10 protein-coding genes are annotated in these 13981 nt (G+C 72.1%); 4 read left to right on the top strand and 6 right to left on the bottom strand.

Annotated features, from left to right (window positions below; all coding sequences use genetic code 11):
* Positions 1–166: 166 nt before the first annotated feature.
* From ACZ561_RS29810 to ACZ561_RS29795, 4 genes are all read right to left on the bottom strand, one after another.
* Entirely contained in the window at positions 167–790 is a 624-nt protein-coding gene (locus tag ACZ561_RS29810) for a GntR family transcriptional regulator (RefSeq protein ID WP_329121377.1), read from the bottom strand.
* A 117-nt stretch (positions 791–907) separates the two neighbouring features.
* Positions 908–2674, bottom strand: a complete 1767-nt coding sequence (sucB, locus tag ACZ561_RS29805; RefSeq protein ID WP_471000707.1) for a 2-oxoglutarate dehydrogenase, E2 component, dihydrolipoamide succinyltransferase — start codon at positions 2672–2674, stop codon at positions 908–910.
* A gap of 62 nt (positions 2675–2736) precedes the next feature.
* On the bottom strand, positions 2737–4125 hold the full coding sequence (lpdA, locus tag ACZ561_RS29800) for a dihydrolipoyl dehydrogenase (protein WP_376440962.1): 1389 nt from the start codon (positions 4123–4125) through the stop codon (positions 2737–2739).
* A gap of 303 nt (positions 4126–4428) precedes the next feature.
* The gene (locus ACZ561_RS29795; protein ID WP_471000704.1) at positions 4429–5943 is read right to left on the bottom strand and encodes a leucyl aminopeptidase; all 1515 of its coding nucleotides are present in this window, start codon (positions 5941–5943) and stop codon (positions 4429–4431) included.
* A gap of 325 nt (positions 5944–6268) precedes the next feature.
* Here ACZ561_RS29795 and ACZ561_RS29790 point away from each other — a divergent pair, with 325 nt between their 5' ends.
* From ACZ561_RS29790 to ACZ561_RS29775, 4 genes are read left to right on the top strand one after another with little or no spacing between them, the layout of a single operon-like run.
* Entirely contained in the window at positions 6269–8293 is a 2025-nt protein-coding gene (locus tag ACZ561_RS29790) for a hypothetical protein (protein WP_471000701.1), read from the top strand.
* A 57-nt stretch (positions 8294–8350) separates the two neighbouring features.
* A complete protein-coding gene (gene pelF, locus ACZ561_RS29785) occupies positions 8351–9874 on the top strand; it encodes a GT4 family glycosyltransferase PelF (RefSeq protein WP_471000698.1) in 1524 nt (507 codons plus the stop codon).
* Positions 9871–11295 carry a hypothetical protein gene (locus tag ACZ561_RS29780; protein WP_471000695.1) on the top strand — a complete coding sequence of 475 codons (1425 nt, stop codon included), beginning with the start codon at positions 9871–9873 and terminating at the stop codon, positions 11293–11295. The genes pelF and ACZ561_RS29780 overlap by 4 nt, the downstream gene beginning before the upstream one ends.
* 7 nt (positions 11296–11302) lie before the next feature.
* Entirely contained in the window at positions 11303–11923 is a 621-nt protein-coding gene (locus ACZ561_RS29775) for a spherulation-specific family 4 protein (protein WP_471000692.1), read from the top strand.
* Positions 11924–11938: 15 nt separating this feature from the next.
* Here ACZ561_RS29775 and ACZ561_RS29770 read toward each other — a convergent pair whose 3' ends face one another.
* The gene (locus ACZ561_RS29770; RefSeq protein ID WP_471000688.1) at positions 11939–13117 is read right to left on the bottom strand and encodes a hypothetical protein; all 1179 of its coding nucleotides are present in this window, start codon (positions 13115–13117) and stop codon (positions 11939–11941) included.
* A gap of 56 nt (positions 13118–13173) precedes the next feature.
* The gene (gene cobS, locus ACZ561_RS29765) at positions 13174–13938 is read right to left on the bottom strand and encodes an adenosylcobinamide-GDP ribazoletransferase (RefSeq protein WP_471000685.1); all 765 of its coding nucleotides are present in this window, start codon (positions 13936–13938) and stop codon (positions 13174–13176) included.
* Positions 13939–13981 lie beyond the last annotated feature (43 nt).

Here is a 13981-nt window from a genome sequence, read left to right as displayed (position 1 = left end):
AAAGTCGGCACAGGGTGCCGCGAAAAGGGGCACCGGGTGCCTTGTTTTCGCAGGTGAGAGGGCGAATGAGAGGGGGGTCGCACGAATGAGCGGACCCACCGGGGTGGGTCCGCTCAGGAGGTGCTCAGGAACCGCTCGGGACGTACGCGGGGGGTACGAGGCCGATTCAGGCTCTCGGCGCGCAGCCGAGGACATGGGCCTTGACCAGGGCGCCGATGTTCGGATCGCCGCGGCGGAAGGCCTCCACGAGCTCCTGGTGCTCCTCCGCGTACGACTTCTGGACCGTGCCGAGCCAGCGGATCGACAGCGCCGTGAACACCTCGATGCCCAGGCCCTCCCAGGTGTGCAGCAGCACGCTGTTCCCCGCGGCCTTCACCAGCTCCCGGTGGAAGGCCACCGTGTGCCGCACCTGCGCCGTGCCGTCGGCTGTCCGGTCCGCCTCGTACAAGGCCGTCACATGCGGCTCCAGGGTGGAACAGTCGGCCGCGAGACGCGTCGCCGCCAGCTCCGCCGCGATCTGCTCCAGACCTGCCCGGACCGGGTAACTCTCTTCCAGGTCGGCCGCGGTGAGGTTCCGGACCCGTACGCCCTTGTTCGGCGACGACTCGATCAGCCGCAGCGACTCCAGCTCGCGCAGCGCCTCACGCACCGGCGTCTGGCTGACCTCCAGCTCCGTGGCGATACGGCGCTCGACGATCCGCTCGCCCGGCTTCCAGCGACCGCTGACGATGCCCTCCACGATGTGCTCGCGGATCTGTTCGCGCAGCGAGTGGACGACGGGCACGCTCATGAAGCCGCTCCTTAGGGACGCGTTGACACCCAAGACAATACGGCGGCGCCCCCACCCGGAAACACTTCCAGGTGGGGGCGCCGCAGGTGAGGCTTGTTACAGCTCAGTAGCTTGCGCTCACAGGCCGAGCTCGACCTCGAACTCGCCGGCCTCCAGGATCGCCTTGACGGCCGTCAGGTAACGGGCCGCGTCGGCGCCGTCCACCAGGCGGTGGTCGTAGGAGAGCGCGACGTACGTCATGTCGCGGATCGCGATCGTCTCACCCAGGTCAGGGTGGTTCACGACGACCGGACGACGGACCGTGGCACCGATGCCCAGGATGGCGACCTGGTTCGGGGGCACGATGATCGTGTCGAACAGCGCACCGCGCGAGCCGGTGTTGGAGATCGTGAAGGTCGCACCGGCGAGGTCGTCCGGCGTGATCTTGCTGGCGCGGACGGCGCCCGCGAGCTCCGCGGTCTTCTTGGCGATACCGGCGATGTTCAGGTCGCCCGCACCCTTGATGACCGGGGTCATCAGACCCTTCTCGGAGTCCACGGCGATGCCGATGTTCTCCGAGTCGAAGTACGTGATGGTGCCCTCGTCCTCGTTGATCCGGGCGTTGATGACCGGGTGGGCCTTCAGCGCCTGGGCCGCCGCCTTCACGAAGAACGGCATCGGGGACAGCTTGACGCCCTCACGGGCGGCGAAGGAGTTCTTCGCCTGGTTGCGCAGCTTCATCAGCTTGGTGATGTCGACCTCGACGACCGAGGTCAGCTGGGCCTGGCCGTGCAGCGCCTTCATCATGTTGTCGCCGATGACCTTGCGCATCCGCGTCATCTTGACGGTCTGACCGCGCAGCGGGGAGACCTCGAGGGCCGGGGCCTTCGACGCGGCGGCCGGAGCGGCGGCGACGGGGGCCGGGGCGGCCTTCTTGGCCTCGGCGGCAGCGAGGACGTCCTGCTTGCGGATGCGGCCGCCGACGCCGGTGCCCTTGACGGACGCCAGCTCGATGCCGTTCTCCGCGGCGAGCTTACGGACCAGCGGGGTCACGTAGGCGCCGTCCTCCGCCGGCTGTGCGGCGGCGGGGGCGGCCGGGGCCGGGGTGACCGGAGCCGGAGCGGCCACGGGGGCCGGAGCGGCGACCGGAGCCGGAGCCGGGGCGGCGGGCGCGACCGGAGCCGGAGCGGCGACCGGGGCGGCCGGAGCCACGGGGGCGGGGGCCGGGGCGGCCGGAGCCGGGGCGGCGGCGGGGGCCGGGGCGGCAGCCGGGGCCGGGGCGGCCGGAGCGGCACCCGCGGCACCGATGACGGCGAGCTTGGCGCCGACCTCGGCGGTCTCGTCCTCGGCGACGACGATCTCCAGCAGGACACCCGAAGCCGGGGCCGGGATCTCGGTGTCGACCTTGTCCGTGGAGACCTCGAGCAGCGGCTCGTCGGCCTCGACGGTCTCGCCGACCGACTTCAGCCAGCGGGTGACGGTGCCCTCGGTGACGGACTCGCCGAGCGCCGGCAGGACGACGTCCGTACCGGTGGCGCCACCGGCCGGAGCCGCGGCGGGGGCCTCGGCCACGGGGGCCGGGGCGGCGGGGGCCTCGGCGACCGGCGCCGGAGCGGCGGCCGGAGCCGGAGCGGCCTCGGCGGCCGGGGCGGCAGCCGGCGCACCGGTGCCGTCGTCGATGATCGCCAGCTCGGCGCCGACCTCGACGGTCTCGTCCTCGGCGACCTTGATGGAGGCCAGGATGCCCGAGGCGGGGGCGGGGATCTCGGTGTCGACCTTGTCGGTCGAGACCTCGAGCAGCGGCTCGTCGGCCTCGACACGCTCACCCTCGGCCTTGAGCCAGCGGGTGACGGTGCCCTCGGTGACGCTCTCGCCGAGCGCCGGCAGGGTTACGGAAACCGACATGGTTTCAGTTGCTCCTAACGAATTGCGGAAAGTGGTCGTCGCGCCCGTGGATGACGTGAGCGTCAGTCGTGGGAGTGCAGAGGCTTGCCGGCCAGCGCCAGGTGCGCCTCGCCGAGCGCCTCGTTCTGCGTCGGGTGGGCGTGGATGAGCTGCGCGACCTCGGCCGGCAGCGCCTCCCAGTTGTAGATCAGCTGCGCTTCGCCGACCTGCTCGCCCATGCGGTCACCGACCATGTGGACGCCGACCACGGCACCGTCCTTGACCTGGACGAGCTTGATCTCGCCCGCGGTCTTCAGGATCTTGCTCTTGCCGTTGCCCGCGAGGTTGTACTTCAGGGCGACGACCTTGTCCGCGCCGTAGATCTCCTTGGCCTTGGCCTCGGTGATGCCGACGGAGGCGACCTCGGGGTGGCAGTACGTCACCCGCGGCACGCCGTCGTAGTCGATCGGAACGGTCTTCAGACCCGCCAGTCGCTCCGCCACCAGGATGCCCTCGGCGAAGCCGACGTGCGCGAGCTGCAGGGTCGGGACGAGGTCGCCGACCGCGGAGATCGTGGGCACGTTGGTACGCATGTACTCGTCGACGAGGACGTAGCCGCGGTCCATCGCGACGCCCTGCTCCTCGTAGCCGAGACCGGACGAGACGGGGCCGCGGCCGATGGCGACGAGCAGGACCTCCGCCTCGAAGGTCTTGCCGTCGGCCAGGGTGACCTTGACGCCGCTGTCGGTGTACTCGGCGGACTGGAAGAAGGTGCCGAGGTTGAACTTGATGCCGCGCTTGCGGAAGGCGCGCTCAAGAAGCTTGGAGCTGTTCTCGTCCTCGACCGGGACCAGGTGCTTCAGGCCCTCGATGACGGTGACGTCCGTACCGAAGGACTTCCACGCGGAGGCGAACTCGACGCCGATGACACCGCCGCCGAGGATGATCGCGGACTCCGGGACGCGGTCCAGGGTCAGCGCGTGGTCCGAGGAGATGATGCGGTTGCCGTCGATCTCCAGGCCCGGCAGCGACTTCGGTACGGAGCCGGTGGCGAGGAGGACGTGACGACCCTCGACGCGGCGGCCGTCCACGTCGACGGAGGTCGGGGAGGAGAGGCGGCCGTGGCCCTCGATGTATGTCACCTTGCGGGAGGCGACCAGACCCTGCAGACCCTTGTAGAGGCCCGAGATCACATCGTCCTTGTACTTGTGGACGGCCTTGATGTCGATGCCCTCGAAGGAGGCCTTGACACCGAACTGCTCCGCCTCGCGGGTCTGGTCGGCGACCTCGCCGGCGTGGAGCAGGGCCTTCGTCGGGATGCAGCCGTTGTGCAGGCAGGTGCCGCCGAGCTTGTTCTTCTCGATCAGTGCGACGTCCAGGCCCAGCTGCGCTCCGCGCAGCGCCGCGGCGTAACCGCCGCTACCGCCGCCGAGGATCACTAGGTCGAAAACGGTGCTGGCGTCGTTCGCCACGTCACGTCCTCCATGCATGTGCGCCGCTCGCCGGCACCCTGTCCCGCTTCCGGGGGGATTGACCGGCCTGTCGGCTGGTGTTCGGCCGCTTTTATTTCGGCCCTGTGGTGGGGGCCCTGTCCTGCCGAGAACCCATCTTCGCACTTGTTGCCGGAAGGCGGGACGCGGGGCCGGTGTCTGAGACGGGGGGATCGTCCGTACGGCCGGGTAACAGAGGCGTACGAACCTACGGATTTCGTCGAGGGCGCAACGTACACGGCCCCGGGGAGCGGGTCCCCGGGGCCGTGTACGTCACACGACGGCTCAGAGCTCGCCGTCGGCCGTCCGCTCGGCCAGCTTCACCAGGGTGCGGACCGCGGAGCCCGTGCCGCCCTTGGGGGTGTAGCCGTAAGGAGCGCCCTCGTGGAAGGCCGGGCCCGCGATGTCGAGGTGGGCCCAGGTGATGCCCTCGCCCACGAACTCCCGCAGGAACAGACCGGCGACCAGGCCGCCGCCCATCCGCTCGCCCATGTTCGCGATGTCCGCGGTCGGGGAGTCCATGCCCTTGCGCAGGTCGGCCGGGAGCGGCATCGGCCAGGACTGCTCGCCGACCTCCTCGGCGATCTCGTGGATCGCGGTGCGGTAGTCGTCGTCGTTGGCCATGATGCCGAAGGTCCGGTTGCCCAGGGCCAGCACCATCGCGCCGGTCAGCGTCGCCACGTCGACGATCGCGTCCGGGTTCTCCTCCGAGGCCCTGGTCAGCGCGTCGGCGAGGACGAGCCGGCCCTCGGCGTCGGTGTTGAGGACCTCGACGGTCTTGCCGCTGTACATGCGCAGCACGTCGCCGGGGCGGGTGGCCGAGCCCGACGGCATGTTCTCGGCCAGCGCCAGCCAGCCGGTGACGTTGACGGCCAGGCCGATGCGGGAGGCGGCGACGACCGCGGCGAACACGGCGGCGGCGCCGCTCATGTCGCACTTCATCGTCTCGTTGTGACCGGCCGGCTTCAGGGAGATGCCGCCCGAGTCGTAGGTGATGCCCTTGCCGACCAGCGCGAGGGTCTTCTCCGCCTCCGGGTGGGTGTAGGCGATCTTGACCAGGCGCGGGCCGCGGACCGCGCCCTTGCCGACGCCGAGGATGCCGCCGTAGCCGCCCTTGTCGAGCGCCTTCTCGTCGAGCACCTGCACCTTGAGGCCGTGCTCCTTGCCCGCGGCGGTGACGATGGCGGCGAACGTCTCGGGGTAGAGGTCGTTCGGCGGCATGTTGATCAGGTCGCGGGCGCGGTTGATCTCCTCGGTGAGCGCCAGCGCACGCTCGGCGGCGGCCTTGAAGGCCTTGTCGCGCGGCTTGGCGCCGAGCAGGGCGACCTCGGCCAGCGGCTTCTTCGCGTCCTTGCCGTTCCTGCTTTCCTGGTACGCGGTGTAGGCGTACGCACCGAGCAGGGCGCCCTCGGCGATCGCCTCGGCGTCTTCGACGGCGGTGATCGGCAGCGCGAACGCGGCCTTCTTGGCGCCGGTCAGGGTGCGGGCGGCGGTGCCGGCGGCGCGGCGCAGGGCCTCGGCGCCGTACGCCTGGCCGTCCTCGGGTGCGGAGCCCAGGCCGACGGCGAGCACGACGGGGGCCTTCAGGCCGGCGGGGGCGGGCAGCTTGGTGGCCTCACCCTCGGCACCCGCGGCGCCCAGGGTCTCCAGGACAGCGGCGAGCTTGCCGTCGAACGCCTGGTCCACGGCCTCGGCGCCCGGGGCGACGAGCAGACCCTTTCCGGACTTCGCTACGCCGACGACAAGGGCGTCGGCGCGCAGCGTCGCCGCGCCGGCAGTGCTGAGAGTGAGAGCAGTCACGGTGGTGAAATCTCGCTTCCATTGAGTTCTGTGGCGGTCGAGGGATGGGCCGACCGTGCCCGCCGCATCGTATTTCGGCCCGGGGAACGCCGAGAACGAGCCTACGCTCGCTCTTCGTCTTCGCTCACGGCGACGGTGATTCACTCATCCGTGGTGTCTCTTTCACGTTTACCCCTCAGTGTCGGAGAGCTCGGTCACACTCGCCTCATTCGCGCAAGGGCAGCAGCCGCTCCTTTGCATCATCCGCATCATCTCCACAGGTCCTCCCTGACCGGCCGGGCCTGTCGAGGGGGGACACCACCAGATGGACTCTGCCGGATCCCGTATGCCCAGAACAGCCAGGACGGCATCCCTGCTGGCCGCCGCGCTCCTGGCCACCGTCATCCCGTCCGCGGGGGCCAGTGCGGCCGAAGTGGTTCCGCGGATCGACCTCACCGTCCTGGTCGTCGACGACGGCGGCAGCGCCGTGGAGGCGATCACCTCCGAACTTCGCTCCACAGGCGTCCCGTACCGCCGGGTCGATCTGGCCGATTCCGGCCGCCCGGTCATCAACGCCGGATTCCTCAGCGACACGGTCTCCGGGCGCCCCCGGGCCAAGTACCAGGGCGTCGTCCTGCCCCACGAGTCCGCCTTCGGCCCCGACTCGGCCGAGCAGGCGGCCCTCACCGCGTACGAGAAGACCTTCGGCATCCCGCAGGTCGACGCGTACACCTGGGCCCACCCCGGCGTCGGTCTCGACTACACCAGCGAAGGGGGCCAGTCCGGTCCCCTCGACGGGGCCGCGGCCTCCGTCACCGCGGCCGGCCGGGCCGGACCCTTCCGCCACCTGGACGGGCCGCTGACCTTCGAGGACAACGACCCGACGATCTCCGAGAGCTACGGCTACGCCGGCCGTCCGCGCGAGGGCTTCACCAGCTTCCTCGACATCCCCGTCGACGGCGGCGGCCGGGCCAGCCTGATCGGCGAGTACGCCCACGACGGGCGCCGCGAACTGGTCGTCACCTTCGCCTACAACCAGTACCAGCGGCAGTTCCGGGCGCTCGCCCGCGGCATCGTCGAATGGCTCACCCAGGGCGTCCACCTCGGCCAGAGCCGCAGCTACTTCTCCGTCCACGTCGACGACGTCCTCGCCCCCGACGCCCGCTGGGACACGGTCCGCAACTGCACCCCCGGCGACTTCGACTGCGTGGGCGGCGACGGGGAGGGCGTGAACCCCGTCCGGATGACCGCCGACGACGCCCGGTACGCGGCCGCCTGGCAGAAGTCCTCCGGCTTCACCCTCGACATGGTCTACAACGGCGGCCAGGGCGAGCAGTGGAAGACCGAGCACGGAGGCACCGACCCGCTCGCCACCCAGCTGATCGCCGACCGCGCCCAGTACCGCTGGGTGAACCACACCTACACCCACCCCTTCCTCGGCTGCGTCCAGGACAACACCACCGTCCCCTGGCAGTGCGCCAAGAACGCCACCGGCGCCACCCTGTGGACGAGCCGCGGCGCGATCTCCGGACAGATCCGCGACAACCACAACTGGGCCGTCGCCAAGGGCATCTCCGTCGACCGCACCGAACTCGTCACCGGCGAGCACTCCGGTCTGAAGACCCTCCCGCAGCAGGGCGCCGACAACCCGAACCTGGCCGGCGCGCTCGCCGACAACGGCGTGAAGTGGATCGCCAGCGACAACTCCCGCGAGCCCCGGCAGCGCGCCGTCGGCGCCGCGAAAACCGTCCCGCGACACCCCATGAACGTGTACTACAACGTGGGAACGGCCGCCGAGATGGCCGACGAGTACAACTGGATCTACACCTCGCGTGCCGCCGGCGGCAGCGGGATCTGCGAGTCCAACCCGGCCTCCACCTGCCTGCCCGCACCGCTCGACACCGCCACCGGGTACGTGTCCCACATCGTCCCGCAGGAGGCGCGCACGGCCCTCTCCCACATCGTGGCGAACGACCCGCGCCCGCACTACGTCCACCAGTCCAACCTCGCCGAGGAGCGGATCCTCTACCCCGTCCTCGACCGGGTGCTCGCCGACTACCGGGCCCTCTTCGCCGACAACACCCCGCTGGTGAACCCCCGTCAGCGCGACGTCGGCACCGAGCTGAACCGCCGTGCCGCCTGGGATCAGGCGCTCGCGGCCGGCCAGGTCACCGCGTACCGCATCGGCACCACCGTCACCGTCAAGGCGCCCGCCGGCGTGACCGCGCCGATCACCGTCCCCGAGGGCACGCGCAAGCAACTCCTCCTCGGCACCGCGGTGTTCGGGACGGCCTACGCCGGAACGCGCTCGGCCTGGACGGCCCCGGAGCCCCTGCAGAGCGCGACCACGCTCCGGCTCCCGACCGTCTGAGACCCGCCGACCGCTTCGCGCACCGACCGCTGACCGTACGTTCTGGGGGAAACGCACATGCCGAGCAGTGGCCGTCACGTCACCATGCTCACCGAAGGCACCTATCCGCATGTCCACGGGGGAGTCAGCACCTGGTGCGACCAGCTCGTCCGGGGGATGCCCGAGGTCGACTTCGAGGTCCTCGCCCTCACCGGCAGCGGCCGCGAACCGGTCACCTGGGAGCTGCCGTCCAACGTCCGACGGCACACCGCCTTCCCGCTCTGGGGCCTCGCCCCGGAGCGGGGCCGGGCCCCGCGCGGGCGGGCACGCCGTCGCCTCGTCGACACCTATGAGCGCTTCCTGCTCTCGATACTCGACCCGGGCGCCGGCTGCGACTTCGGCGAGGGCCTCTACGCCCTGGCCGAACTCGCCCGGCGCGGAGGGCTCACCGCGGCCCTGCGCTCCGAAAGCATGCTCCGCTCCCTGATGTGGATCTGGACCATGCCGCATCTGCCGACGGCCGCCGCGAGGCCCACCGTCCACGACGCGCTCACCGCCACCGATCTGCTGGAGCACGCGCTGCGGCCGCTCGCCGCCCGGATATCCGGCAGCAGCGTCGCGCACGCCGTCTCCAGCGGCCTCGCGACGCTGCCGGCGCTCGCCGCCCAGCGCTTCGAAGGAGTGCCCTTTCTGCTCACCGAACACGGCATCTATCTGAGAGAGCGCTACCTCGGCTACCGCACCGAGGCCCAACGCTGGCCCGTCAAGGCCCTGATGCTCGGCTTCTACCGCGAGCTCAACACCCTCGGCTACCGCAAAGCCGACCTGATCACCCCCTGCAACCAGTACAACCGGCGCTGGGAGGAGCGCGGCGGCGCACCCGCCGCCCGGATCCGCACCGTCTACAACGGCGTCGACCCGCACGCCTTCCCCTACGCGGGCCCCGAGCCGGAGGTCCCCACCCTGAGCTGGTGCGGCCGGATCGACCCCATCAAGGACCTGGAGACGCTGATCCGGGCGTACGCGATCTCCCGCGCCGAACTCCCGGAACTGAGGCTCAGGTTGTTCGGCCCGGTACCGGCCGGGAACGAGGACTACCGGACCCGCCTGGAGAAACTGGCGGCCGAACTGGGCGTCACCGACGGCATCACCTTCGAGGGCCGGGTCTCCGACGTGGCCGGCGCCTACGCGGCGGGGAGCGTGGTGGCGCTGTCCTCGATCAGTGAAGGCTTCCCCTTCTCCCTGATCGAAGCCATGTCCTGCGGCCGGGCCACGGTGTCCACGGATGTGGGCGGAGTACGGGAGGCCGTCGGCGACACGGGACTCGTCGTCCCGCCCCGCGAACCCGCCGTGCTGGCCGCGGCCATGACGGAGCTGCTGCGCGACGGGGAACGGCGCGCCGAACTGGGCCGCCGGGCCCGGCAGCGGGTCGTCGACCGCTTCACCCTGCACCGCTCGGTGGACGGCTTCCGCCGGATCTACCGCGAACTCGCCGGGCAGCCCGACACGCCACCGGTCGATCTCGACGACGGAACGGACTGGACCGTGCGCCTCACCGATCCCTGGCGCCAGGAACTCGTCGGCGGAGGCTCCCTGTCGTGAGCGGCTCGCTGTGGCTCAAGAACGGCACGATGCGGGACACCCTGCCGGTGATCCCACGCCCTCACGCGGGCGGCGGACAGGGGCTCCTCGTGCAGGATCCGCTCGATCAGGGTGCCCTCGATCAGGGTGCCCTCGCCGTCGACCCGCTCGACGAACTCGCCGACCGGCTCGACGCGTTGGCCGCCTGCGCCGTGCACCCCGACGAGATCGCCGCGATCCTCGAATCCGACGGCATGACCGACGACCACATCCGCCTCACCTACGGGCGCGCCGACTCCTTCGCGCTCGCCGAGGACCTCTACGCGCGCGTGGAGCGGCGCCACCCCCAGCCGGATGCCCCGCCCACCGGGCCCTGGCACAGCGGCCTCGTCGGCTGCCTGCTGCGCGGACTCGTCTTCGCCCTGCCCGGCCTCGCGTACGTCCTCGCGGCGCCGCTCCTGGCCGGGCCGGGCAAGGGCCCGCTGCTCGCGTCGGCCGTGGCCGGATGGGTGTGGAACCAGGCCCTGGCCCATCGCGCGTACTCCTGGCTCGGCCTCGGCGAACGCGGGGCGGCCGCCCGCGCCCTGCTTCTCGGCGGCCCGGCGGGTGCGCTCGTCGGCTCGGCCGTCGCCCTCGCCGCCGCCGGGCCCGGAGCGTGGCCGGTCGTCGTCTTCGCCGCCGGACAGTCGCTCTACCTCGGCGCCGCGACCGTCCTGCTCGTTCTCGGCCGCGAACGCGCCCTGCTCTGCGCCCTGCTGCCGCTCGCCGGAGCGGTGCCCGCGTTCTGGTACGACCTCCCCGACGCCCTCCGCGCCGGGCTGCTCGTCCTCGCCCTGGCGACCACGGTCACTTTCGCGGCGATCGTGCTGCGCCCGGGCCCGAGGCTCCGGTCCGGCCCGCCGCTCGTCGCCTCCCTCCCGTACGGCCTCTTCGGCCTCGGCACCGGCCTGCTGGTGCTGTACGCGGGGGCCGGCGACGCCCTGGTGACGGGCGCCGCGCCCGTGGTCGCCCTGACCCTGTCGATGGGGCCCGCCGAGTGGCTGCTGCACCGCTTCCGCCGCGAGACCCTCACCGGACTGCGCACCCTCACCAGTGCCCGCGCGTTCCGACGGGCGGCCGCGGGGACGCTGGCGCACTGCCTCGGCGCGTATCTCACCGTCCTGCTCGCCCTGGCCTCCGTCGGCACGCTGCTGTGGCCGGGGGCCCCGGCGCTCGACGGGGCCCGGCTCCTCGGGCTCCTGCTGGTCGGGGTCGTGCTCTGGCTCGCCCTGCTCCTCCAGGCCTTCGGCGCGGTTCGCAGCGCCGCCGCGGTGTGCACGCTCGCCGCGGTGGCGCAGACCCTCACCCCGACGGCCGGCCCCGTCGCGGCCGGGGCGGCGGCCACCGTCCTGGCCGTCCTGGCCGGCGCCCTGCTCATACGCCCGACAGCCCACCGCGCCTAGGACGACCGTGAAGAAACCTTCCCTCCTCGTGCCCTTCTACGAGCATCCCGCCGAGCGACCGGATGCCTGGGACGCCGTGATCGAGGCCGCGCCGTCGCTGTACGGCGTCGTCCTCAACCCCGCGAACGGTGCGGGGCGGACACCCGATCCCGCCTTCGCCGCCGTCGCCGAGCGGCTGCGCGCCGCCGGGACGCGGGTCCTCGGCTACGTCGACACCGCGTACGGCCGCCGACCGCACTGCGAGGTCGTCGCCGAGCTGCTGCGCCACCGCGACTGGTACGGAGCCGACGGGGCGTTCCTCGACCAGGTGCCGACCGCGCCCGAGGCCCTCGAGCACTTCCGGCGCATCGGCGTCGCCGCCCGAGCCGCCGGGGCCCGGACGCTGGTCCTCAACCACGGCGCCCACCCCGACCCCGGCTATGCCGCGCTCGCCGATCTGCTGGTCACCTTCGAGGGCCCCTGGGACTCCTACCGAGCCCTCGACCTCCCGGTCGCCGACCACTACTGCCATCTGGTCTACGCGGCCCCCCACGGCGCCCTGCCGACCACCCCCGTCCACTGCGCGGTCCCGGGCACGGGCGCCCACCCGTGGGGCACGCTCCCGCACGCCCTGGAGCCGGCCCGATGACCCGGGGGCCGACGGTCAGCCGCGGGTGACGGAGTAGCAGGTGGCCCGGCCCTCGCCGTTGTCCGTCCACTCCCGTTCGGTCGACCACGTGTACCAGGACCGGTCGCCGGCCACGTCCGCACACGCCCGCTCGGCCCGGTTCTTCGCCGACTCGGTTCCGGGCCAGCCGCCCGCGAGCGTGTGCTGCCCCAGGACCTTGCCGTCGTAGGAGCCGGTACACGGCACCCGCGTCACCAACCGGTGCTGACGCAGCCCGGTGTTGAAGTCCATGCAGTCCCCCGCCTTCGCGTCGTACGTGGCGATCACCGCCGTGCCGGCGTCCAGGGTGCGCTCGGCGGGTGTCGCCGCGGACGTCGGCTTCGCGGCGCCGAATCCACCCAGGGTGAGGTCGGCGTGGAGCGCGGTGACCTCCGCGAGGGCGCTGTCCTTCTCCTTGGAGAGCAGGGCGGACAGATCGGCCCGGGCACGCGTGACCCGGCCGTCGGCGTCGGCGTCGACGGTCACCGGGATCCCGACCGTCTTCACGGTGGCGTTCAGCGGGATGGGGACGAACTCCTTCCGCAGGTCGTACGGGAAGAGGTTCATCGCCGCCTGCAGCGGGAACGTGGCGGTGTACGAACGCCCCGCCGTGCCCGACTGCGCCGTCGCCTCCGCCGTCCCGAGTGCCTCCAGGAGCGTGCTGCCGATCGCGGCCTCGGAGCCGCGCAGATGGCTGATCGAGTCGACGCCCCAGAGCGGCTTGATGTCGCCCGAGTACCGCAGCCAGTAGCCGGCGGAGGCGGCGCGGTAGTGGATGGCCCGGGTGTCCACCGTGTACCGGCTGGAGGTGTCGCCCGTGGTCCGCCCCGGAAGCGATCCGAGGATCGTCGCGCGGGCGTCCTCAGGGAACTGCCGGGGAACGCGCCAGGTGCTCGCCGCCTCTCCTCGGCTGCCGGTGAAGTCCACGCGTCCTGTGAGGGTCTGGACGGCCTTGCCGTGCCGCGAGGTGAAGGTGACCGTCTGGCGTAGCTCGGCACTGCCGGCCTTCTGGGTGTGGCGCAGCGCGAGGAAGACCTGCCGGTCGAGCGGCTCGGAGAACACGGGGTGGGCGGCCGGTTTCGCGGCCCCGCCGTCGTCGGTGCCGCCGCCGCAGGCGGTGAGTGAAAGGGAGGCTGCGGCGAGCGCGGCAGCGGTACGGGCAAGGCGTCTGATCACGCCTTCTTGACCGGGCGGACCTGCGGAAGGTTGTCCTCCGGCAGGTCACGGAACGATCACCCCAGCGTCAGCGCGACGAGCGCCACCGTCCCGGCCGTCTCCTCCACCGCTCCGAACACATCGCCGGTCACCCCGCCGAACCTCCGCACGCACCGGCGCAGCAGCAGCGCCGCGGCGCCGAGCCCCGCCGCTGCCGCCAGGACGTGACGGATCGCGTCGTACGGGGAGAAGAGCGCGCCCGCGGCGGCGCACAGGACGAGGACGCCCCCGGTGACCAGCGCGGCCGAGCGCACCGGGACCGTGGCGGCGACCATCGCGCCCAGGCCCTCCGGGCGGGCCGCCGGGACGCCATGGCGGGAGGCGTGGGTGAGGGCGAGGCGGGCGACGGTCGCGGCGAGTGCGGCGGCGACCGTGCCGTACGCCCAGCCCTCCTCGTACAACCGGTACAACGCGGCGACCTGGGCGAGCAGGACGAAGAGCAGCACGATGACACCGAACGGGCCGATGTCCGACTGCTTCATGATCCGCAGCGCGTCCTCCGCGGGCTTGGCGCTGCCGAGCCCGTCCGCCGTGTCCGCGAGGCCGTCCAGATGCAGGCCCCGGGTCATCAGCGCCGGTACGGCGGCGGTGACGACGGCCGCGAGCAGCGGGCCGGAGCCGAACAGGAGGAACAGGCCGCCGAGCGCCGCGGAGAAGAGACCCACGACGAGGCCCGCGAGCGGGGCCCACAACATGCCGGCGCGCGCCGCGTCCCGGTCCCAGCGGGTGATGCGGGCGGGAAGCACGGTGAGAGTGCCGAAGGCGAAACGCAGGCCATCCATCCGGGCAGGGTAAAGCAGACCGCTACCTTGTAAATTGCGCATC

This window comes from Streptomyces sp. NPDC039609, from assembly GCF_055596705.1.
The sequence above is the reverse complement of the archived record's forward strand: the minus strand, read 5'-3'. Positions and strand labels throughout refer to the sequence as shown.

Excerpts from the sequence above, each read along its gene's own strand:
- ACZ561_RS29810 (WP_329121377.1), bottom strand. The coding sequence starts at position 790 with ATGAGCGTGCCCGTCGTCCACTCGCTGCGCGAACAGATCCGCGAGCAC.
- sucB (WP_471000707.1), bottom strand. The coding sequence starts at position 2,674 with ATGTCGGTTTCCGTAACCCTGCCGGCGCTCGGCGAGAGCGTCACCGAG.
- ACZ561_RS29790 (WP_471000701.1), top strand. The coding sequence starts at position 6,269 with ATGCCCAGAACAGCCAGGACGGCATCCCTGCTGGCCGCCGCGCTCCTG.
- pelF (WP_471000698.1), top strand. The coding sequence starts at position 8,351 with ATGCCGAGCAGTGGCCGTCACGTCACCATGCTCACCGAAGGCACCTAT.
- cobS (WP_471000685.1), bottom strand. The coding sequence starts at position 13,938 with ATGGATGGCCTGCGTTTCGCCTTCGGCACTCTCACCGTGCTTCCCGCC.